This is a genomic window from Pseudomonas sp. OG7 (genome assembly GCF_014192825.1).
GTDB classification, from domain to species: Bacteria; Pseudomonadota; Gammaproteobacteria; order Pseudomonadales; family Pseudomonadaceae; genus Aquipseudomonas; species Aquipseudomonas monteilii.
Genome location: NZ_JACHYK010000005.1, coordinates 342,870 through 364,097, shown reverse-complemented (window position 1 = coordinate 364,097; position 21,228 = coordinate 342,870). Strand labels below are relative to the sequence as shown.

The 21,228-nt window shown below is 63.1% G+C and carries 23 protein-coding genes; all 23 read right to left on the bottom strand.

The window, feature by feature from the left end; genetic code table 11:
• Nucleotides 1–15: 15 nt before the first annotated feature.
• Nucleotides 16–390, bottom strand: coding sequence for a chemotaxis response regulator CheY (locus FHW75_RS14955; protein ID WP_010955070.1), 375 nt, complete (start codon nucleotides 388–390; stop codon nucleotides 16–18).
• A 118-nt stretch (nucleotides 391–508) separates the two neighbouring features.
• Nucleotides 509–1,249, bottom strand: coding sequence for an RNA polymerase sigma factor FliA (gene fliA / locus FHW75_RS14950; protein WP_019096544.1), 741 nt, complete (start codon nucleotides 1,247–1,249; stop codon nucleotides 509–511).
• Nucleotides 1,246–2,079, bottom strand: a complete 834-nt coding sequence (gene fleN, locus FHW75_RS14945; protein WP_003254408.1) for a flagellar synthesis regulator FleN — start codon at nucleotides 2,077–2,079, stop codon at nucleotides 1,246–1,248. The genes fliA and fleN overlap by 4 nt, the downstream gene beginning before the upstream one ends.
• Before the next feature lie 93 nt (nucleotides 2,080–2,172).
• Nucleotides 2,173–3,483, bottom strand: coding sequence for a flagellar biosynthesis protein FlhF (gene flhF, locus FHW75_RS14940; RefSeq protein WP_016711775.1), 1,311 nt, complete (start codon nucleotides 3,481–3,483; stop codon nucleotides 2,173–2,175).
• Between the two features lie 11 nt (nucleotides 3,484–3,494).
• A complete protein-coding gene (gene flhA, locus FHW75_RS14935) occupies nucleotides 3,495–5,624 on the bottom strand; it encodes a flagellar biosynthesis protein FlhA (RefSeq protein WP_019096543.1) in 2,130 nt (709 codons plus the stop codon).
• Nucleotides 5,625–5,793: 169 nt separating this feature from the next.
• Complete coding sequence (gene flhB / locus FHW75_RS14930; protein ID WP_027609441.1) at nucleotides 5,794–6,936, bottom strand: flagellar biosynthesis protein FlhB; 1,143 nt, start codon at nucleotides 6,934–6,936, stop codon at nucleotides 5,794–5,796.
• 2 nt (nucleotides 6,937–6,938) lie between these two features.
• A complete protein-coding gene (gene fliR, locus FHW75_RS14925) occupies nucleotides 6,939–7,715 on the bottom strand; it encodes a flagellar biosynthetic protein FliR (protein ID WP_027609440.1) in 777 nt (258 codons plus the stop codon).
• Nucleotides 7,716–7,722: 7 nt separating this feature from the next.
• Nucleotides 7,723–7,992 carry a flagellar biosynthesis protein FliQ gene (gene fliQ, locus FHW75_RS14920; protein WP_016711779.1) on the bottom strand — a complete coding sequence of 90 codons (270 nt, stop codon included), beginning with the start codon at nucleotides 7,990–7,992 and terminating at the stop codon, nucleotides 7,723–7,725.
• A gap of 21 nt (nucleotides 7,993–8,013) precedes the next feature.
• Nucleotides 8,014–8,769, bottom strand: coding sequence for a flagellar type III secretion system pore protein FliP (gene fliP, locus FHW75_RS14915; RefSeq protein ID WP_019096540.1), 756 nt, complete (start codon nucleotides 8,767–8,769; stop codon nucleotides 8,014–8,016).
• A complete protein-coding gene (fliO, locus tag FHW75_RS14910) occupies nucleotides 8,769–9,203 on the bottom strand; it encodes a flagellar biosynthetic protein FliO (RefSeq protein WP_016711781.1) in 435 nt (144 codons plus the stop codon). The genes fliP and fliO overlap by 1 nt, the downstream gene beginning before the upstream one ends.
• A gap of 12 nt (nucleotides 9,204–9,215) precedes the next feature.
• The gene (gene fliN / locus FHW75_RS14905) at nucleotides 9,216–9,683 is read right to left on the bottom strand and encodes a flagellar motor switch protein FliN (RefSeq protein WP_159266538.1); all 468 of its coding nucleotides are present in this window, start codon (nucleotides 9,681–9,683) and stop codon (nucleotides 9,216–9,218) included.
• A 47-nt stretch (nucleotides 9,684–9,730) separates the two neighbouring features.
• On the bottom strand, nucleotides 9,731–10,699 hold the full coding sequence (gene fliM, locus FHW75_RS14900; protein WP_012273501.1) for a flagellar motor switch protein FliM: 969 nt from the start codon (nucleotides 10,697–10,699) through the stop codon (nucleotides 9,731–9,733).
• 9 nt (nucleotides 10,700–10,708) lie between these two features.
• Nucleotides 10,709–11,206 (bottom strand): flagellar basal body-associated protein FliL, encoded by a 498-nt coding sequence (gene fliL / locus FHW75_RS14895; RefSeq protein ID WP_019099665.1) that lies wholly within the window; start codon nucleotides 11,204–11,206, stop codon nucleotides 10,709–10,711.
• Nucleotides 11,207–11,400: 194 nt separating this feature from the next.
• Nucleotides 11,401–12,657: a flagellar hook-length control protein FliK gene (locus FHW75_RS14890; protein WP_019099664.1), complete on the bottom strand. Its 1,257-nt coding sequence runs from the start codon at nucleotides 12,655–12,657 to the stop codon at nucleotides 11,401–11,403.
• Between the two features lie 72 nt (nucleotides 12,658–12,729).
• Nucleotides 12,730–13,077 carry an Hpt domain-containing protein gene (locus tag FHW75_RS14885; RefSeq protein WP_019099663.1) on the bottom strand — a complete coding sequence of 116 codons (348 nt, stop codon included), beginning with the start codon at nucleotides 13,075–13,077 and terminating at the stop codon, nucleotides 12,730–12,732.
• 48 nt (nucleotides 13,078–13,125) lie between these two features.
• The gene (locus FHW75_RS14880) at nucleotides 13,126–14,817 is read right to left on the bottom strand and encodes a fused response regulator/phosphatase (protein ID WP_019099662.1); all 1,692 of its coding nucleotides are present in this window, start codon (nucleotides 14,815–14,817) and stop codon (nucleotides 13,126–13,128) included.
• Nucleotides 14,818–14,825: 8 nt separating this feature from the next.
• On the bottom strand, nucleotides 14,826–15,131 hold the full coding sequence (locus FHW75_RS14875; RefSeq protein ID WP_016711787.1) for an STAS domain-containing protein: 306 nt from the start codon (nucleotides 15,129–15,131) through the stop codon (nucleotides 14,826–14,828).
• A 121-nt stretch (nucleotides 15,132–15,252) separates the two neighbouring features.
• A complete protein-coding gene (fliJ, locus tag FHW75_RS14870) occupies nucleotides 15,253–15,702 on the bottom strand; it encodes a flagellar export protein FliJ (protein ID WP_019099661.1) in 450 nt (149 codons plus the stop codon).
• Nucleotides 15,703–15,708: 6 nt separating this feature from the next.
• Entirely contained in the window at nucleotides 15,709–17,064 is a 1,356-nt protein-coding gene (gene fliI / locus FHW75_RS14865) for a flagellar protein export ATPase FliI (RefSeq protein WP_016711789.1), read from the bottom strand.
• Nucleotides 17,054–17,833 (bottom strand): flagellar assembly protein FliH, encoded by a 780-nt coding sequence (fliH, locus tag FHW75_RS14860; protein ID WP_183673996.1) that lies wholly within the window; start codon nucleotides 17,831–17,833, stop codon nucleotides 17,054–17,056. Before fliH ends, fliI begins: the two co-directional genes overlap by 11 nt.
• 161 nt (nucleotides 17,834–17,994) lie before the next feature.
• Nucleotides 17,995–19,014 carry a flagellar motor switch protein FliG gene (gene fliG / locus FHW75_RS14855; RefSeq protein ID WP_003254434.1) on the bottom strand — a complete coding sequence of 340 codons (1,020 nt, stop codon included), beginning with the start codon at nucleotides 19,012–19,014 and terminating at the stop codon, nucleotides 17,995–17,997.
• Nucleotides 19,007–20,785 carry a flagellar basal-body MS-ring/collar protein FliF gene (fliF, locus tag FHW75_RS14850; RefSeq protein ID WP_019099658.1) on the bottom strand — a complete coding sequence of 593 codons (1,779 nt, stop codon included), beginning with the start codon at nucleotides 20,783–20,785 and terminating at the stop codon, nucleotides 19,007–19,009. Before fliF ends, fliG begins: the two co-directional genes overlap by 8 nt.
• Before the next feature lie 15 nt (nucleotides 20,786–20,800).
• Nucleotides 20,801–21,133, bottom strand: a complete 333-nt coding sequence (gene fliE, locus FHW75_RS14845) for a flagellar hook-basal body complex protein FliE (protein WP_019099657.1) — start codon at nucleotides 21,131–21,133, stop codon at nucleotides 20,801–20,803.
• Between the last annotated feature and the right edge of the window lie 95 nt (nucleotides 21,134–21,228).

Sequence of the window (21,228 nt, the reverse complement as noted above, 5' to 3'; positions counted from 1 at the left end):
GCCCCCTGACGTGACTCAGCCGTTGACGCGTTCGAAGATCTTCTCGATCTTTTCTTTGAGCACCTGGGCGGTGAACGGCTTGACCACGTAACCATTGACGCCGGCCTGAGCCGCTTCGATGATCTGGTCGCGCTTGGCTTCAGCGGTCACCATCAGTACCGGCATGCTTTTCAGCTTGTCGCTGGCGCGCACTTTACGCAGCAGGTCGATGCCGGACATACCCGGCATGTTCCAGTCGGTCACCAGGAAGTCATAGTGGCCGTTTTCCAGCATCGGCAGCGCCGTGGTGCCGTCATCGGCTTCGTCGGTGTTGGTGAAGCCCAGGTCACGCAACAGGTTCTTGATGATCCGCCGCATCGTCGAAAAGTCGTCAACGATGAGGATTTTCATGTCTTTGTTCAAGTAGACCTCCAAGCAGTCTCAAACGCGCTCGGCCCCGAGCGCGCATTCAATCAATTCGGTGCAACATGGAAAACGCATGTGGAAAACGGCTGCAACGACAGCGGGCTCAACGTGCCCGCCATTCCCCCAGGCGGCTGCGCAGACGTGCGGCACACTGGCTGTGCAACTGGCTGACCCGCGATTCGCTGACACCCAGCACCTCACCGATTTCCTTGAGGTTCAGCTCTTCGTCGTAGTACAGCGCCAGCACCAGGCGCTCGCGCTCCGGCAGGTTGGCAATGGCTTCGGTCAGGGCAGCCTGGAAGCGCTCGTCCTCCAGGCCACGCGCAGGTTCGATATGGCCACTGGCACCATCCTCGTGAAGCCCTTCGTGCTCGCCGTCCTGCAACAGGTCGTCAAAGCTGAACAGTCGGCTGCCCAGGGTGTCGTTCAAGATCCCGTAGTAATCATCGAGACTCAACTGGAGTTCGGCAGCAACTTCATGATCTTTAGCGTCCCGGCCCGTTCTGGCCTCTACGGCACGCATCGCGTCACTGACCATACGGGTGTTGCGGTGCACCGAACGCGGTGCCCAGTCGCCTTTGCGAACCTCATCCAGCATGGCCCCGCGAATGCGGATGCCGGCGTAGGTTTCAAAGCTGGCACCCTTGCTGGCGTCATACTTGCTGGCCACTTCCAGCAGGCCGATCATGCCGGCCTGGATCAGATCCTCGACCTGCACATTGGCTGGCAACCGCGCCAGCAAGTGGTAGGCAATGCGCTTGACCAGCGGCGCATAACGCTCGATCAGCTCGCACTGGGCGTCTTTGGCCGCCCGGCTGTACATCTTGAAGCCGCTGGCGTTCATAGCACAGGTCCCGCGCTGGTGGGCTGCACCAGGCGCTCGACGAAAAACTCCAGATGGCCGCGCGGGTTGGCCGGCAGCGGCCAGCTGTCGACCTTCTGGGCAATCGCCTTGAAGGCCAGCGCGCACTTGGAGCGAGGGAAGGCTTCGTAGACGGCACGCTGCTTTTGCACCGCCTTGCGCACGCACTCGTCGTACGGCACGGCGCCTACGTACTGCAGGGCAACGTCAAGGAAGCGGTCGGTGACCTTGGTCAGCTTGGCGAACAGGTTGCGCCCTTCCTGCGGGCTCTGTGCCATGTTGGCCAGCACGCGGAAACGGTTCATGCCGTAATCGCGGTTCAGCAGTTTGATCAGGGCGTAAGCGTCGGTGATCGAGGTGGGTTCGTCGCACACCACCAGCAGAACTTCCTGGGCAGCGCGAACGAAGCTGACCACCGAGTCACCGATACCCGCAGCCGTGTCGATCACCAGCACGTCGAGATTGTCGCCGATTTCGCTGAACGCCTGGATCAGGCCCGCATGCTGGGCCGGGGCCAGGTGCACCATGCTCTGGGTGCCCGAGGCCGCCGGCACGATGCGCACACCGCCAGGGCCTTGCAGCATCACGTCACGCAGCTCGCAGCGCCCTTCGATGACATCGGCCAGGGTACGTTTGGGGGTAAGGCCCAGCAACACGTCGACGTTGGCCAGGCCCAGGTCGGCGTCAAGCAGCATGACCCTGCGGCCAAGCTCGGCCAGCGCCAGGGACAAGTTCACTGAAACGTTAGTCTTGCCGACGCCACCTTTGCCACCGGTCACGGCGATCACCTGTACGGGATGCATGCTACCCATGTCTGTTCTTTACCTTGTCTCGCTGGGACTCAGGCCACACGTGGGGCAATTCTGCGTACCCCTTGGCATAGCTACTTTGCACACGCTTCATGGTCAACCCGCTCGCCGTGGGTTGTGGTAGAGATCAGCGAACATGTCGGCCATGGCCTCTTCGCTGGGCTCGTCCTGCTGCTGCACATTGACTGCGCGGGAGACCAGTTGGTGACCACGCGGCAGGTGCAGGTCGTCAGGAATGCGCGGGCCATCGGTGAGGTAGGCCACGGGCAGTTCATGACTGATGGCAAGGCTCAACACGTCGCCAAGGCTTGCCGTTTCATCGAGCTTGGTCAGGATGCAGCCGGCCAGGCCACAGCGCTTGTAGCTGTGGTAGGCGGCGGTCAGCACCTGCTTCTGGCTGGTGGTGGCCAGCACCAGGTAGTTCTTCGCAGCAATGCCACGCCCGGCCAGGGTTTCCAGCTGCATGCGCAGCGCCGGGTCGCTGGCCTGCAGGCCGGCGGTATCGATCAGCACCACGCGCTTGCGCAGCAGTGGCTCCAGCGCCGCAGCCAGCGACTGGCCCGGGTCGACGTAGGTCACTGGCACGTTGAGGATGCGGCCCAGGGTCTTGAGCTGCTCCTGGGCGCCGATGCGGAAGCTGTCCATGCTCACCAGCGCCAGGTTCTGCGCGCCGTACTTGAGCACGTAGCGGGCGGCAAGCTTGGCCAGGGTGGTGGTCTTGCCCATGCCGGCCGGGCCAACCATGGCGATCACCCCGCCCTCTTCGATCGGCTCGATTTCCGGGATTTCGATCATGCGCGCCAGGTGCGCCAGCAGCATGCGCCAGGCCTGGCGTGGCTCTTCGATCTCGGTGGTGAGGTCCAGCAGTTCGCGGGCAATCGGGCCGGACAGGCCGATGCGCTGCAGGCGCCGCCACAGGTTGGCCTGCTGCGGCTTGCTGCCCTGCAACTGGGTCCAGGCCAGCGACCCGAGCTGCACTTCCAGCAACTCGCGCAGGCCCGACAGCTCGGAGCGCATGGCATCGAACAGGCGCGGGTCTACTGGCGCAGCGGCCGGGGCAGCAGTCGCCGCCTCGGGGGCATCGACGTGCGGCTCGATCAACGGCTCGGCGGCGGTCAGCGACTGCCCGGCGAACAATTGGCGGTTGTTGTCACTGCTGTCCTGGCGGTGGTCCAGCTCGGCCTGAGCGGTGGCGATGCGCGTGTGCGTCTTGCGCAGCTCTTCTTCCAGCTCGGCGTTGGGCACGCGTGGGGCCAGGGCGGACAGCTTGTAGTCCAGCGCGGCCGTCAGTTCGACACCACCGGCAATACGGCGGTTGCCAATGATCGCGGCATCGGCGCCCAGCTCATCACGGACCAGTTTCATGGCCTGACGCATATCGGCGGCGAAAAATCGCTTAACTTGCATTATCCACTACCTCAGCCGTTAGGGCCCACGGTGGCAACGATGGTGACTTGCTTGTTGTCAGGTATTTCCTGATACGCCAGAACATGCAAATTCGGTACAGCCAGGCGACCGAAACGCGACAGCATGGCGCGGATCGGGCCGGCGACCAGAAGAATGGCCGGCTGGCCCTGCATTTCCTGGCGCTGGGCCGCTTCGATCAGCGAACGTTGCAGCTTCTCGGCCATGCTAGGCTCCAGAAGAACACCCTCTTCCTGACCCTGCCCGGCCCTTTGCAGACTATTGAGCAAAATCTGTTCCAACCTTGGCTCCAGGGTAATCACTGGCAGCTCCGACTCAACGCCTACAATGCTTTGCACGATGGCGCGACACAATCCGACGCGCACTGCCGCTACCAGCGCGGCGGTATCTTGACTCTTGCCAGCGTTGTTCGCGATGGCTTCGGCAATACTGCGAATATCGCGCACCGGCACCTGTTCCGACAACAGCGCTTGCAGCACCTTCAGCAGGCCCGACAAGGAAATGACACCCGGCACCAGCTCTTCTGCAAGTTTAGGCGATGCCTTGGACAGCACCTGCAGCAGTTGCTGAACCTCTTCGTGGCCAATCAGCTCGTGGCAGTGCTTCTGCAGGATCTGGTTGAGGTGGGTGGCAACCACGGTACTTGCGTCAACCACGGTGTAGCCCAGCGACTGTGCCTGGGAACGCTGGCCGACGTCGATCCACACCGCCTCCAGACCAAACGCCGGGTCGCGCGCGGCAATGCCGTTCAGGGTGCCGAACACTTGCCCGGGGTTGATCGCCAGCTCCCGGTCCGGATAGATCTCCGCTTCGGCCAGGATCACCCCCATCAGGGTCAGGCGATAGGCGCTGGGCTGCAGGTCGAGGTTGTCACGAATGTGCACGGTGGGCATGAGGAAACCCAGGTCCTGCGACAGCTTCTTGCGTACACCCTTGATCCGTGCCAGCAACTGGCCGCCCTGGTTGCGGTCGACCAGCGGAATCAGCCGGTAGCCGACTTCCAGGCCGATCATGTCGATCGGCGTGACGTCATCCCAGCCCAGTTCCTTGGTCTCCAGCGCACGCTGAGGCGAGGGCAGCAGGTCCTGCTGGCGTTGCGCTTCCTGCTGCGCCTGCAACTTGGTCTTCTGTTGTTTCTTCCACACCAGGTAGGCGCCACCACCGGCCAACAAGCCGAGGCTGAGGAATGCCACGTGGGGCATGCCCGGCACCAGGCCCATGACGATCATCAGCGCGCCGGACACCGCCAGGGCCTTGGGCGAGTCGAACATCTGCCGGTTGATCAACTTGCCCATGTCCTCGGAGCCCGAGGCACGGGTGACCATGATCGCGGCGGCGGTGGACAACAGCAGTGATGGCAATTGCGCCACCAAACCGTCACCGATCGTCAACAGGGCGTACACCTTGCCGGCGTCACCGAAGCTCATGCCGTGCTGCAGCATGCCGATGAGCATGCCGCCGATCAGGTTGATGAACAGGATCAGCAAGCCAGCGATGGCGTCCCCACGGACGAATTTGCTGGCACCGTCCATCGAGCCGTAGAACTCGGCTTCTTGCGCCACCTCGGCACGGCGGTGTTTGGCCTGGGCCTGGTCGATCAGGCCGGCGTTGAGGTCGGCATCGATGGCCATCTGCTTGCCGGGCATGGCGTCGAGGGTGAAACGCGCACTCACTTCCGAGATACGCCCGGCACCCTTGGTCACCACCACGAAGTTGATGATCATGAGGATGGCGAACACCACGGCACCGACCACGTAGTTGCCGCCGATTACCACCTCACCGAAAGCCTGAATCACTTTACCGGCGGCGCCGTGACCCTCCTGGCCGTGCAACATGACCACACGCGTGGAGGCCACGTTCAGGGCCAGGCGCAACAGCGTGGCCACCAGCAGGATGGTCGGGAATGCGGCGAAGTCGAGCGGGCGCAGGGCGTACACGCACACCAGCAGCACGACGATCGACAACGCGATGTTGAAGGTGAAGAACACGTCGAGCAGGAACGGCGGAATCGGCAACATCATCATTGCCAACATCACCAGCAGCAACAGCGGCACACCCAGGTTGCCCCGGCCGAGCCCGGCCAGGTTGTTACGGGCGTTGCTGATTAACTGAGTGCGATCCACCGCGAGTCCTCTTGATGCAAAACTTTGACGCACAGGGGGCGCCTGGGCGTGGCTTTGCAAGAAGCCTTCCAACTTTGTATGCCTTGAGGGATTTAGCGCCTGTCAGACCGAGCGCCGCGCGGGCGGCGCTCGATTTCACAGGCACAGAATGCGTTGTGGCGAATACCTGTCAACTATCACGCCGCAGGTCCGGCGGGATCGGCAGGTCGTCTTTCAGCGGCTCTGGCCGTTTGCCCTTGCCCGCACGGTACTGGCGGATCTGGAACACATAGGCCAGCACCTGCGCTACCGCCAGGTAAAGGCCTGCGGGGATTTCCTGCTCAATTTCGGTCGAGTAATAGATCGCCCGCGCCAGTGCTGGCGACTCGAGGATCTGTACCTTGTGCTCCACGCCGATCTCGCGGATTTTCAAGGCAATGAAATCGGTACCCTTGGCCAGCAACAGGGGCGCCACTCCGCCCTTCTCCGGGTCGTATTGCAGGGCCACCGCGTAGTGCGTCGGGTTGGTGATGATCACGTCCGCATCCGGCACCGCCGCCATCATGCGCCGTTGCGAAGCCTCGCGCTGCAACTGGCGAATACGCTGTTTGACCTCGGGCTTGCCTTCGGTGTCCTTGTACTCGTCGCGCACCTCCTGCTTGGTCATCTTCAGCTTGTTGTGCGCCTGCCATAACTGGAACGGCACATCCGCCGCCGCAATCAGCAACAACCCGGCCGCCATCCACAGCGCGCTCCAGCCGACCACCTGAACACTGTGAATGATCGCTTGCTCCAAAGGCTCGTTGGCAATGGAGAGCAACGCCTGGCGGTCGTTGACCAACACCACTATCGCCACCACCAGAATCACGAAAAACTTTGCAAGCGCCTTCAACAGTTCGGTCAGGGCATTCACCGAGAACATGCGCTTGATCCCCGACAACGGGTTCATGCGGCTGAACTTCGGTTGCAACAGGCTGCCGGAAAACAGAAAACCACCCAAGGCGATGGGTGCGACAAAGGCGATCACGAACAACAGGATCAGTATCGGCTGTACCGCCCAGATGGCCATCTTGCCCGAGGCCAGAAGAAAGGCGCCCATGGCGCGCTCGTCGACGATGATGTCGCGGGTCAGGCTGAAGTTCATGTGCATCATGGCCAGCAAGGTCTCGGCCAGATGCCCACCAAACGCCAGCAAGCCACCTGCGCCAGCCAAGGTCACCGCCACGGTGTTCAACTCTTTGGAGCGCGCGATCTCGCCCTTCTCGCGGGCTGTGCGCTTGCGCTTTTCAGTGGGTTCTTCTGTCTTGTCCTGACCGCTCTCGCTTTCCGCCATGCTCAGCGCGCCCTCGCCAATTCACGCAGCCATTGCAGCGCTTCGCTGGCCAATGCCTGGTAGTGGGAGAGGATATCGGCCAGGCCGACCCAGAAAATGGCCATGCCCATGACCAAGGTCAACGGAAAGCCGATCGAGAAGATATTCAACTGCGGCGCCGCGCGGGTCATCACGCCAAAGGCGATGTTCACCACCAGCAGCGCAGCGATCACCGGCAGGATCAACAACAGACCGGCACCGAACACCCAGCCCATGCGCCCGGCCAGCTCCCAGAAGTGGTTGACCACCAGCGCACTCCCCACCGGCAAGGTGGTAAAGCTCTCGGTCAGCACCTCGAACACCACCAGGTGCCCGTTCATCAACAGGAACAGCACGCTCACCAGCATGGTCATGAACTGGCTGATTACCGTGACGTTGACGCCGTTGGCAGGGTCGACCATCGAGGCGAAGGCCATACCCATCTGCACCGCAACAATCTGCCCGGCAATCACGAAGGCCTGGAACAGCAGTTGCAAGGCCATGCCAAACAGCGCACCAACGATGATCTGCTCGAAGCACAGCAGCAAACCACGCAGGCTAAGCGGGTCGAATTCGGGCAGCGGCGGCAATGCCGGCACGATCACCACGGTAATCGCCACCGCCACGTACAGGCGCACCCGCGCCGGCAACATGCGGGTGCCGAAAATCGGCATGGTCATCAGCACCGCAGTTACCCTGAATAGCGGCAGGATGAAGGTGGCGACCCAGGTGCCGATCTGCGTATCGGTCAGTTCCAGCATCGCTGCGTCAACCAATCAGCTGCGGGATGCTGGTGTAGAGACTGGTGATGTACTCCATGAACTTCTGCACCAGCCACGGCCCGGCAATGATCAGCGTGATCAGCATTACCAGCAGGCGTGGCAGAAAGCTCAGGGTCTGCTCGTTGATCTGCGTGGCGGCCTGGAACATCGCCACCATCAGGCCCACCAACAGGCTCGGCACAACCAGCACCGCGACCAGTAAAGTGGTCAGCCACAGAGCATCACGGAACAGGTCGACAGCAACTTCAGGTGTCATCGGCGTCTCTCCTTGACGGCGTCAGACGCCGCCGAAACTGCTGGCCAGGGTGCCCATGATCAGCGCCCAGCCATCCACCAGCACGAACAGCATGATCTTGAACGGCAGCGAGATGATCAGCGGCGACAGCATCATCATACCCATGGCCATCAGCACACTGGCCACCACCATGTCGATGATCAGGAACGGGATGAAGATCATGAAGCCGATCTGAAACGCGGTCTTCAACTCGGAGGTGACGAACGCCGGCACCAGAATGGTCAGTGGCACCTGATCGGGGCCGGCGATGTCGGTGCGCTTGGACAGGCGCATGAACAGGTCGAGGTCGCTTTGCCGGGTTTGCGCCAACATGAAGTCCTTGAGCGGCCCCTGGGCTTTTTCGATGGCCTGCTGGGCGGTCATCTGCTCCTTCAGGTACGGCTGCAGGGCATCCGTGTTCACCCGGTCGAACACCGGCGCCATGATGAACAGGGTCAGGAACAGCGCCATGCCGTTGAGCAACTGGTTCGAGGGCGTCTGCTGCAGGCCCAGGGCCTGGCGCAGGATCGAGAACACGATGATGATGCGGGTGAAGCTGGTCATCAGGATGACGAACGCCGGGATGAAGCTCAGCGCAGTCATGATCAGCAGGATTTGCAGGCTGACCGAATACTCCTGCTGCCCGTCCGGGGTATTGGACAGGGTAATGGCCGGGATCGACAGCGGGTCGGCAGCCAGGGCCAGCGGCGCAGCCAGCAGCAGCGCCAGAGTCAACAACGTACGCAGCGCGCCGCTCATCACTTGTTGTCCTTAGGGTTTTTGCCCATCAGCTCCATCAGCCGCTGAGCAAACTCCGGCGTCGCCTGACGAGCGCCATCCGGCACATCCACGGGTTCGGCCATAACATGCAGGGCCTCGATGCTGCCCGGGGTATGGCCGATCAGGATCTGCTCCTTCCCCACCTGCACCAGCAACAGGCGGTCACGCGGGCCAATGGCCCGGCTGCCGACAATCTCGATCACCTGCCCGCCCTTCACTGCCGTGCTCTGCAGGCGCCGCAGCATCCAGGCCAGGAAGAAGATCAGGCCCACCACCAGCAACAGGCCGAAAACCATCTGCGCCAGCTGCCCGCCGAGGCTGCCAGGCGGTGTCGCCGGGGTAGCTGCCGGCGTGGCCGCGGCCAGGCACGCGCTACTGGCCAGCAGCACCGCCAACGCCGCAAGGGCGCGCATTGTGCCCTTCACTCAGCGCAGCTTCTTGATACGTTCGCTGGGGCTGATCACGTCGGTCAGGCGGATGCCGAACTTCTCGTTGACCACCACCACTTCGCCATGGGCGATCAGCGTACCGTTCACCAGCACGTCGAGCGGCTCGCCGGCCAGGCGATCGAGTTCGATCACCGAACCCTGGTTCAACTGCAACAGGTTACGGATATTGATCTCGGTGCTGCCCACTTCCATGGAAATGTTAACCGGGATGTCCAGGATCACGTCCAGGTTCGGGCCTTCGAGGCTGACGTTTTCGTTCGGCTTCTGCGAGCTGGCGAACTCTTCCATCGGCAGGCGGCCCGGGCCGCTGGTGCTGCCAGTGTCACCGCCCAGCAGTGCATCGATATCGGCCTGGCCGGCCGCGCCGGTTTCTTCCAGGGCCGCAGCCCACTCGTCGGCCAGCGCCTGGTCCTCTGGGGAGGTGATCTCGTTTTCGTTAGCCATGGTTTCCTCGACAGGCATTCAATTCGTTATGAGCGACCGGCACGCCGTCAGCGGCGCTCGATCGGGTCGATGATCTGCAGGGCCAGGTTGCCCTTGTGCGAACCCAGCCGCGCCTTGAACGCCGGCACGCCATTGGCGCGCAACACCAGGTGCTCGGGCAGCTCCACCGGGATCACGTCGCCAGGCTGCATGTGCAGGATGTCGCGCAGCTTCAACTGGCGCCGGGCGACCGTGGCGGTCATGGGCACCGCCACGTCCAGCACGTCTTCGCGCAGGGCCTTGACCCAGCGCTCGTCCTGGTCGTCCAGGTCGGACTGGAAACCGGCGTCGAGCATTTCGCGCACCGGCTCGATCATCGAGTACGGCATGGTTACGTGCAGGTCGCCGCCGCCGCCGTCCAGCTCGATGTGGAAAGTGGACACCACCACCGCCTCGCTGGGGCCGACAATGTTGGCCATGGCCGGGTTGACCTCGGAGTTCATGTACTCGAAGGTGACCGGCATGATGGCCTGCCAGGCTTCCTTGAGGTCGACGAAGCACTGGTCCAGCACCATGCGCACCACGCGCAGCTCGGTCGGCGTGAATTCACGGCCTTCGATCTTGGCGTGGCGGCCATCGCCGCCGAAGAAGTTGTCCACCAGCTTGAACACCAGCTTGGCGTCGAGGATGAACAGCGAGGTGCCACGCAGCGGCTTGATCTTGACCAGGTTGAGGCTGGTGGGCACGTACAGCGAGTGCACGTATTCGCCGAACTTCATCACCTGCACACCGCCCACGGCCACGTCGGCAGAACGGCGCAGCAGGTTGAACATGCTGATACGGGTGTAACGGGCGAAGCGCTCGTTGATCATTTCAAGGGTCGGCATGCGACCCCGTACGATACGGTCCTGACTGGTCAGGTCGTAGCTTTTGATACTGCCAGGCTCGGATGCACTCTCGGTCTGCACCAGCCCGTCGTCGACGCCGTGCAACAGGGCATCGATTTCATCCTGGGACAGCAGGTCCTGTACGGCCATTGCGGACTCCTACTGCAATACGAAATTGGTGAACAGCAACTGGTCAATGACCGGCTTGCCGACTTCCTTCTGAGCCACTTCCTGCACCACCGCAGTGGCCTTCTGACGCAGCATCTCCTGCCCGACCGGGCTGCTGGCCAGGGTGTCGAAGCCTTGTCCGGAGAACATCATCACCAGGTTGTTGCGAATCACCGGCATGTGCACCTTCAGCGCATCCAGGTCGGCCTGGTTGCGCGCCTGCAGGGTGATGCTCAACTGCATGTAGCGCTGGCGGCCGTTCTGGTTGAAATTGACCACGAAGGCCGGGGTCAGCGCCTCGTAGATGGCCGCAGGCTTGACGTTGCTGGCCGCAGGCTCGGCGGCCGGGGCCGACTCGCTCTTGTGCATGATGAACCAGGTAGCGCCCACCGAAAGGCCGATCGCGAGCAACAGGCCGGCGACAGCCAGCAGGATCAGCTTGAGTTTGCCTTTAGTGGCGGGGTCTTTGACTGCTTCGCTCTTCGCCATGCCAATAATCCGTCGTCCATCGGGGGTTCAAGGGAGGATTGCTTGGCTTGAGCAAGTGTTATGCCAGTTTTGGCTTGAGAAAGAGTGGGGCCGGCATGGGTTCGTCTTGGGAGGTGTGTCGCCTGCGAGATCGAGCGCCGCGCGGGCGGCGCTCGATCTCACAGGCACCCGAAGAACCAAGGCGTGCCCCTGCATCAGGCGTAGTAATCGACCGCACTGTCACCAATAACGACCTGTTGCTCCACAGGACGGGCGCTGTCTACAACCTCACCCCCACCCTGCTCCCCCCGCCGCGCGGCCACGCCGGACAGGTTACTGCCCTGCGCCTGCCCCTGCTGCTGTTGCTGCCCGCGCGACTGGTCGGCGACGTTGACATCCGGTTGGGCCAGCCCCTGCTGGGCAAACAGCTCGCGCAGGCGGTGTACCTGGCTGTCGAGGGCGTCACGCACACCGGCGTGGCCACTGATGAAGGTGACCTGGGTCGACTGGTCCGCCGCAACATTGACGCGAATGTCCAAGCGGCCCAGCTCTGCGGGCTCCAGCTGGATGTCTGCAGATTTCAGGTTCTGGCTGGACAGGTACATGACCCGGTTGACCAAACCTTCCGCCCACGCACCCTGGTTCATCGGCAACGGCTGGTGCAACGGGCTGGCGCTGGCCGGCACGGCGCTGGCGGTCTTGGCCGTGGCAGCCTGGGTCAGGCTGGCCAGGCGGTTGGCGAAGTCATCGACACGGGTGTCGCTGCTGGCGCTCTTGGTGTCCTTCAGGCCATCCTCCAGCAAGGCACCAAAGGCCTTGTCGCCAGACTCTCCCGCCTCACCCTCGGCACTCTCGATCAGATTCGCCAAGGTATTGACGGCTACCCGGCCCTCCTCCCCCTGCGCCTGGGAAGGGTCAAGGGCATGCGCCGATGTAGCCCCCTTGGCTTGAGCACTCTGCTCCAGCGCCAGGCGCAAGGTTGGCAGGTTGGCCAGAGGGTCTGCATCCGGGTCGAAAGCCTCTTCGGCGGAAGGCTCCTCGGGCAGCGCGCCAACCTGCGCCGTGGCGGCCTGCAGCACCGGCGCTACCGCCTCGGCCTGGGCCTGGATCAGTTGCGCACCGGGCTGGGCGTCAGTGACCTGGCCGGCCACCAGGTTGGCATCACGCACCCCGGTATCGGCCTGGGACGCATCGTCTGCTGGCAATTTGTTGCCGTCATCGGCAACAGCCGTTTTGTCAGCCGGGTCTTTCTTGCCGTGCGCTGGCGCCTCAGGTTTGTCCTTGGGCTTTGCCTGGGCGACTTTGTCGTCCTGCGAGGCTGCCTTGTCACGCCCCTGCCGTGCCATCACCTGGCCAAAGCCGTCGCCCTTGTCGCCCAGCGCCTGCAGCGGTTTGTCCGCCTGTGCGGTGGCAGAGCGCGAGGCACTGGCAATGGCGTTGGCTTGCAACAAAGGGTTGGGTGCGACAGGCATCGAGCGGTCTCCGCGCCAGAAACAAAAGAATAATCCGCCCAGAAACAGGCAAGACTCGCGCCAAGTTGTGTATCAGCCTGCTGAAATACGTTGCTGCTCACCACGGTAGAAGCGCTGCACCTCGACGAACTCCTGGTCGATACGGCTGATCAAGTCTTCGATACCGTACAGCGGGGGGCGCCGTGCACGCTCTTCCAGCTGCTGACACAGGCCGGCCAGGGCAATAGCCCCCATGTTGCTGCTGCTACCCTTGAAGCTGTGGGCGGCCGCACCCAGCTCTTCGGCGCTTTTGGCCGCGTGTAACTGGCCCAGCCGCCGCTCGGAATCGTCGAGAAACGTCTGCACCAACTGCAGGTAGCCATCCTCCATGACCTCACGCAGGTCACTGAGTACCTTGTGGTCAATATGCATGTCAGTCACTTGCTCACTCCTTGATCAAGCCAGATTATGCCCGAGCCAGCCAGTGGCTCACCATACGAACGCCACATGCGCGCAACGCCCGCCTTCACTCCAGCGCGCATCGCTGGCCAACCGCCGCACCAGGTTCAGGCCACGCCCGCTCAGCCCCTGGTCCAGCGAAGGCCGCGACAGTACCCGCTGCACATCGAAACCCGCACCGCTGTCGCGGACCTCGATACTCAGACGCCCGCCATCGGCAAGCGGTTCAACCTTGAAATCGATGCGCACAAAGCCGTCTGTCAGCACGCCCAGGCGCCGGGCGCGCTCCTGATAATAGTCGGCAAAACCCTGCACATCGCGTTTGAGCTGCGAGTCCAGCCCTAGCACACCATGCTCCAGAGCATTGGAATACAACTCGCTGAGGACGCTGTGCAAGCTGCCGGTACGCGCACGAAGCCCATGAATCTCCTGCAACAACTGCACCAGGTAAGGAATCGGGTTAAAGCACTTCAGGCTCTCGCCCCGCACTTCGAAGCCCAGCGACCAGTCCTGCGGGCTGAAGCGACCGCTATCAGCGTAGATCATCGGTGCCGGCACCCGCTCTTCGGCGCCGAACATGCGGATGTCACACAAACTGATGTCGTCGCGCGGGTGCCCGCCAAAGCGCGCCAGGGCCTGCATCACTTCGTCGAACAACCGCACCGGGTCGCGGTTGTCGGCCAGCACCGCCAGCAGGCGCTGCACACCGAACAGGCGCTCCTGATCGTCCGCCGTGTCGAGCACGCCGTCCGACAGCAGCAACAGGCGCTCACCCGGCGCCAAGGGAAGCACCTCGGTGCTGTCATCAAAACGCTCGGCAGCCAGAATACCCAGCGGCAGATGCCGCGAGCTCAGCGCTGACAGCACCTGGCCATCCACCGACAGCCGATAGCCATCGGGCATACCGCCATTCCACACCTCCACCGAGCCGCGCTGCACATTGAGGTTGAGCAGCATCGCGCAACAGAACATGTCCACCGGCAGGATGCGTTTGAGCTTGGCGTTCATCTCGCGCAGGATCGGCGCCATGCCGTAACCCTTGGCGGTCATGCCGTAGAACACCTCGGCCAGCGGCATGGCGCCAACCGCCGCTGGCAGGCCATGGCCGGTAAAGTCGCCCAGCAGCACGCGCATGTCACCGCCCGGGGTGAACGCAGCCAGCATCAGGTCACCGTTGAACAGCGCATACGGCGACTGCAGGTAGCGGATGTTGGGCGCAGAAAGGCAACCGGAGTGGGCCACCTTGTCGAAAACAGCCTTGGCCACCCGCTGCTCGTTGAGCAGGTGATGATGGTGCCGGGTGATCTGGTCACGCTGCTCAAGCACAGTGGCTTGCAACCGGCGCAACCGGTCCATGGCGCGGATCTTGGCAGCGAGGATCACCGCGCTGTAGGGCTTGGCCATGAAGTCATCGCCACCCGCCTCCAGGCAGCGCACCAAGCCTTCCTCTTCGTTCAGCGACGTCAGGAAAATGATCGGCACCAGCGCCTCGCCGGCCAGGGCCTTGATCTGCCGCGCCGCCTCGAAGCCGTCCATTACCGGCATCAGCGCGTCCAGCAACACCAGCTGTGGGCTGCGCTCCTGAAACAGCGCCACTGCCTGCTCGCCGTTTTCCGCGGTGAATACCTGGTGGCCCTGGCGACGGACAATCTGCGCCAGCAGCAGGCGGTCGGCGGCACCGTCCTCGGCGACCAGCACGGTCAACGGCTGTTCGGCCGGCATGTCGGCGCTCAACTGATATCGAAGAGTTTTTCGAAATTAGAGATGGCGAGTATCTTGCGCACGTCGGAGCTGGCATGCACCACCCGCACATCCGACTCATCGCCACCCGCATGGTCGCGCAGCAACAGCAGCATGCCGAGCGCGGAGCTGTCGAGGTAGGTGGTGTCTTTCAGGTCGACGATCACCGAATCGGGGCGATCGGGCTGGCGTTCGTAGGCGTCTCGAAATTCCTGATGCTTGCCGAAATCGAAGCGCCCCTTGATCTTGATCGTCAGCTTTTTCCCATCCTGCGAAAAATCAGTCTCGACTGCCATGCTAGCGATTCCTTCGATGATGGCGGATGCAACTCCATTAAGGTTTAGCAGGCGATGCCAGGGGTGGCAAGAATGCTGTTTCCACAAGGCCGCTCCTACAGGGGGCAGCGCAAGGCTTTGGCTAAAGGTTTTGTCGGGGCAAACGCTGCGACAGCTCATCCAGCAACCGCTGCTCACGCTTGTCTTCGGCTCGCCGGGCCTCATCCCTGTAGCGCTGCACCAGCTTGCGCAATCCCTCCACCCGGGCATAGGCCTGCTGCCAGGTACCACGGGCGTTGTTGAGGTTGTTCTGGTGCCACACCAGGCTCTGACGCTGCTGGGTCATGGCCGTTTCCAGCTGCCCCAGAAAACGCTGGTAGTTGACCAGCCAGCTGCCATTCACGCCTTGCCCGCCACGGTTGATCCACTGCAGCTGGTAGTCCTCGCGAAAACGCTCCAGCTCGGCCAACTTGGCCTGAGCCGTGGCCACCTGCTGCTGAAAGTGCCCAACGCGCTGAGCGGCCTTGCGCTCGGCCTCCTCGGCCATGTCCACCACTGGCGCCAAGCGCGCTGCGCGTCCGGGCAGCGCCATGGCCTATCAGCCTGCCGGGGGCGTGAAAATCGCCCCCAGCTGTTCGCGGCTCTGTGCCATGCCCACGTTTTCACTCAGCCCTTGGCGCAAGAATTCCACCAGCTTTGATTGCAAGGCAATGGCCAGGTCGGTTTCCGGATCGCCGCCGGCCACATAGGCACCCACGCTAATCAGGTCGCGGCTTTGCGACAGGCGCGACCACAGCTGCTTGAACTTCTGCGCCTGGCGCAAGTGGTCGGCATCGACAACCTGGGGCATCACCCGGCTGATGGACGCTTCGATGTCGATGGCCGGGTAATGGCCTTCCTCGGCCAACCGGCGCGACAGCACAAAGTGACCGTCGAGCACGCCCCGGGCCGAGTCGGCGATCGGGTCCTGCTGGTCGTCGCCCTCTGACAGCACGGTATAGAACGCCGTGATCGATCCACCGCCCGGCTCGCCATTGCCCGCCCGCTCCACCAGCTTGGGCAGCTTGGCGAACACCGATGGCGGGTAACCGCGAGTGGCCGGCGGTTCGCCGATGGCCAGGGCGATTTCCCGCTGGGCCTGGGCGAAACGGGTCAAGGAGTCCATCAACAACAGCACATTCTTGCCCTTGTCGCGGAAGTACTCGGCGATGCGCGTGCAGTACATGGCCGCGCGCAGACGCATCAGCGGCGCATCGTCTGCCGGCGACGCCACCACCACCGAGCGCTTGAGGCCCTCTTCACCGAGGATATGCTCGATGAACTCCTTCACTTCGCGGCCCCGCTCACCGATCAGCCCGACCACGATGATTTCGGCTTCGGTGAAGCGGGTCATCATGCCCAGCAACACCGATTTACCCACGCCGGTACCGGCAAACAGGCCCAGCCGCTGGCCACGGCCAACGGTAAGCAGACCATTGATACTGCGAATACCCACGTCCAGCGGCTTGCTGATCGGGTCGCGGTTGAGCGGGTTGATCACCGGGCCGTCCATCGGCACCCAGTCCTCGGCCTTCATCCCGCCCTTGCCATCCAGCGCGCGACCGGCACCGTCGAGCACGCGGCCGAGCATGCTCATGCCCATGGGCAGACGTCCGCCGTCGTCCAGCGGCACCACCCGCGCCCCCGGCGCAATACCGACGATGCTGCCCACCGGCATAAGGAACACCTTGGGCCCGGCAAAGCCCATGACTTCGGCCTCGACCTGCACCGGGTGGTAACTGTCGTCGTTGATCACCAGGCAGCGGCTGCCCACCGCGGCACGCAGGCCTTCGGCCTCCAGGGTGAGCCCGACCATGCGCAGCAGGCGGCCTTCGACGACGGGCTGGGCCGGCAGCGCGATGGCCTCGGCATAACTGCCCAGGCGCTTGCCGAAGCTGGTGCGTTCAAGGCGCATCAGGGGTATCCACCGGGCTGGCCGGATCTACCGCCATATCTGGCGCTGCCGGGTGCAGTGCATGGTCGTGCAACTGGTCGAACAGTTGTGCCACGGCTTTTTCGATGCGTGTTTCCATGGTTGCATCGATACGGCTGTGAAGCGTCTCGATACGGCAACCACCTGGCAGCAGTGCACTGTCTTCCAGCAGCCGCCAGCTTTCCTCATGGCGTTCGCGCAAGGCCTTGGCCAGCTCGAAATCCTGCGGGTTGAGGTGGATGCGGATATTGTCCGCCCCCATGGGCAGCAGCTTGAGCGCTTCGCGCAACACTTGGGTGATCTGACTGGAATCGCTGCGCAGCTCGCGGCCGATCACCTGGCGAGTCATGTGGGCCACCAGATGCACCAGTGTTTTCTCGATCTGCGTGTCCTGCTCGGCGATCGGCTCCATCAGGTTGGCCATCAGCCGCTCAAGGCTGTCCAGCTTGGTCTTCAAGGCCTCTTCGGCCTCCTGGCGGACTTTGAGCTGGGTGCTGTGAAAACCTTCACGCTCACCGGTGGCAAAACCCTCGTTGTAGGCCTCTTGCCGGATCGCTTCGAGTTCTTCCAGGGTCAGCGGCTGGACTTCTTCCAGCGGCACTTCCTCGACTTCCTCGATGACCTCGGGTTCAGGCTCAGGCTCCGGTTCGGGCTCCGGTTCCGGGTCGAAGCTGGGCAGCGCCCACACGTCCACGCCCTCAAGGTCGCGGGCGCGGATCAGGTCGCTGGGGTGATGTTCTTTGGTGGACATGTTTTCAGGTACTCAAAACCCTATTCAATAGGGAGACGGGTTTGACCCCTGTGGGAGCGGGCTTGTCCCGCGAAGCAGGCGCCGCGGTGTATGGCACCGGCGTTGCCGGTGTTCGCGGGGCAAGCCCGCTCCCACAAGGCCCCTCAAGGCCCGCAAGCGACTTAGATCATTTCCTCGGCGCCTTTGCCGCCGAGCACGATCTCGCCAGCCTCGGCCATACGCCGGGCAATAGTAAGGATTTCCTTCTGTGCCGTTTCCACGTCGCTGACCCGTACCGGCCCCTTGGCCTCCAGGTCGTCGCGCAGCAGCTCCGAAGCACGTTTGGACATGTTCTTGAAGATCTTGTCCTTGACCCGCTCGTCGGCGCCCTTGAGCGACACCACCAGCACGTCGGACGACACTTCACGCAACAGCGCCTGGATACCGCGATCGTCGACGTCGGCCAGGTTGTTGAAGACGAACATCAAGTCCTCGATCTGCTCCGACAGGTCGCTGTCGATTTCGCGGATCGCGTCCATCAGTGCACCTTCCACCGAGCTGTCGAGGAAGTTCATGATGTCGGCAGCACGCTTGATGCCGCCCAGGGTGGTGCGTGCTGCGTTGGAGTTGCCCGAGAACTGCTTCTCGAGGATCTGGTTCAGCTCCTTCAACGCCGCAGGCTGCACGGTGTTCAGCGACGACACGCGCAGGACGATGTCCAGGCGCACCTTGTGGTCGAAGTTGCTCAGCACTTCACCGGCCTGGTCCGGATCGAGGTAGGCCACCACGATGGCCTGGATCTGCGGGTGCTCGTAGCGGATCACGTCCGCGACAGCACGCGGCTCCATCCACTTCAGGCTGTCCAGGCCGCTGGTGTTGCCACCGAGCAGGATGCGGTCGACCAGGCCATTGGCCTTGTCCTCGCCCAATGCCTGGTTGAGCATCTTGCGGATGTAGGCATCGGAACCCACGCCCAGACTGGTCTGGTCGCCGACGATGTCGACGAACTCGCTCATCACCTGCTCCACCTGGTCACGGTGCACATTGCCCATCTGCGCCATGGCCACACCCACCCGCTGCACCTCCTTGGGCCCCATGTGCCGCAGCACCTGGGCCGCATCGGTCTCGCCCAGCGAGAGCAGAAGGATCGCCGCCTTGTCGACGCGGCTCAGCTTGGCGGTAACGGCTCGGTTATCACTCATCGGCGTTGATCCACTCTTTCACGACCTGGGCAACGCGGCCCGGATCTTCGGCCACCAGGCCTTTGATTGCGTTGAGCTGTGCCTCGTAACCCTCGCTCGGGCTAGGCAGCAGAATGCTTGTCGGGCCACCCAGACTGACGCGGTCGTTGGCCAGTTCGCCATCCAGACCCATCATGCCGCCCAGCTCCATGTCGCTGTCCGGGGCAGCCTGCTTGCCGCCCCCTGTAATGTTGTTCAACACAGGCCGCAGCACACCGAACACCAGCACCAGGATGAACACTACGCCCAACACCTGCTTGACGATGTCCCAGAACCACGGCTGCTGATAGAAGGCGATATCGGCAATTTCTTCGCCACGGTCGGCGGCGAACGGTACGTTGATCACCGTCACGCTGTCGCCACGGCTGGCATCGAAGCCGACCGCATCCTGCACCAGGCGGGTAAAGCGCGCCAGGTCCTCGGCACCCCACGGCGCGCGCGTGCTGTCGCCAGTGGCCGGGTCGATCTTGACCTGATCGTCTACCACCACGGCCACCGACAGGCGGGTCATGCGCCCCTGCTGCTGGCGGGTGTGGCTGATGGAACGGTCCAGTTCGAAGTTCTTGGTGCTTTGCTGGCGTTTGTCCGACGGGTACGGCGCGAGCATCGGCTGACCGGTGGCCGGGTCCATGATCTGCTGGCCGTTGGCATCCACCAGCGGCTGGCCAGGCTGGATGGCCGCAGCCGGGGTGGCAGCGCCACCGGTGGTTTGCGGGGCCGAGGCCGCGCCAGGTGGCTGGTTGCTCAGTGCACCGGGCACACCTTGCGGGCCTTGGCTGCTGGCGCGCTGCTCGTCGACGGATTGCTCGCTGCGCAGCGCTGGCTGGTCTGGGTTGAACTGCTCGGAGGTGGACTCCACCGCACTGAAGTCCAGGTCCGCCGACACTTCGGCCTTGTAGCGGTCGTTGCCCAGCACTGGCTGCAGGATGTTGTGCACACGCTGGGTGAGCATGCTTTCCACCCGGCGGCTGTAGTCGAACTGCTTGCCGGCCTGGGTGAGCGCGGAGTCCTGGATCTGTTCGGACAGCAGGTTGCCCTTCTGGTCGACCACGGTGACCTGCGACTTGTCCAGCTCTGGCACGCTGGTGGCGACCAGGTTGACGATGGCCATCACCTGCCCGGCTTCCAGGGCACGGCCCGGGTACAGCTCGACCAGTACCGAGGCACTGGGCTTGCGCTCGTCACGCACGAACACCGAACTTTTCGGGATAGCCAGGTGCACGCGCGCACCCTTGACATTGTTCAGGCTGGAAACGGTACGCGCCAGCTCACCTTCCAGGCTGCGGCGGTAGCGGGTGGCCTCCATGAACTGGCTGGTACCCAGGCCCTGCTCCTTGTCGAGCAGCTCGAAACCCACGTTGCCGTCGCTCGGCGCCACCCCGGCGGCGGCCAGCTTCAGGCGCGCACGGGAGAGATCGTCGGCTTTGACCAGCAGAGCACCCGAGTTGGGCTCCACGTTGTAAGGGATGTCAGCAGCGGCCAGGGTGTCCATGACCTGCTTGGTGTCCATGCCCGACAGGCTGCCGTACAACGGACGATAATCGGGTTGTTGCGACCACAGCACCACGGCAAAGCCGATCGCCACGCTGGCCGCCAGGCCGACCATGAGGCCGATCTGCCGCAGCATGGGCATCTGTGCGATGTTTTCCAGGAACGACATACCGGGCAGCGGACGCTTGGCCGCTGGTGCGCCAGTCTTGGCAGGGGGGTTGTCGACGACTGCTTCAGCCATGGTTTACATCCGTCCTCAAACCGGCATCTGCATGATGTCCTGGTACGCCTGGACCAACTTGTTGCGCACCTGGGTCAGGGCCTGCATCGAAACGCTGGCCTTTTGCGACGCGATCATCACGTCCGTCAGGTCGACGCCGCTCTTGCCGATTTCGAAGGCATTGGCCAGCTGGGTCGAGGCCTGCTGCGTCTCATGCACCTTGCCGATGGCCTGGCCGAGCATGTCGGCAAAGGTACTTTGCCCCGGCGCCAGCTCCGGGGCAGCAGTGACCTTCGGCAACGACATGGCATCGGCCTGCATGGCCCGCATGTCCAGCATCAGACGATTGAATTCAACACCTTGGCTCATGACCCTTCTCTCTCCTGCGGCCGCATTTTTTTGACGCTCATGCGGCGAATAGCCTACGTAAAGCAACAAAGGTGCCAGCCTTGGCAACCCAGCCC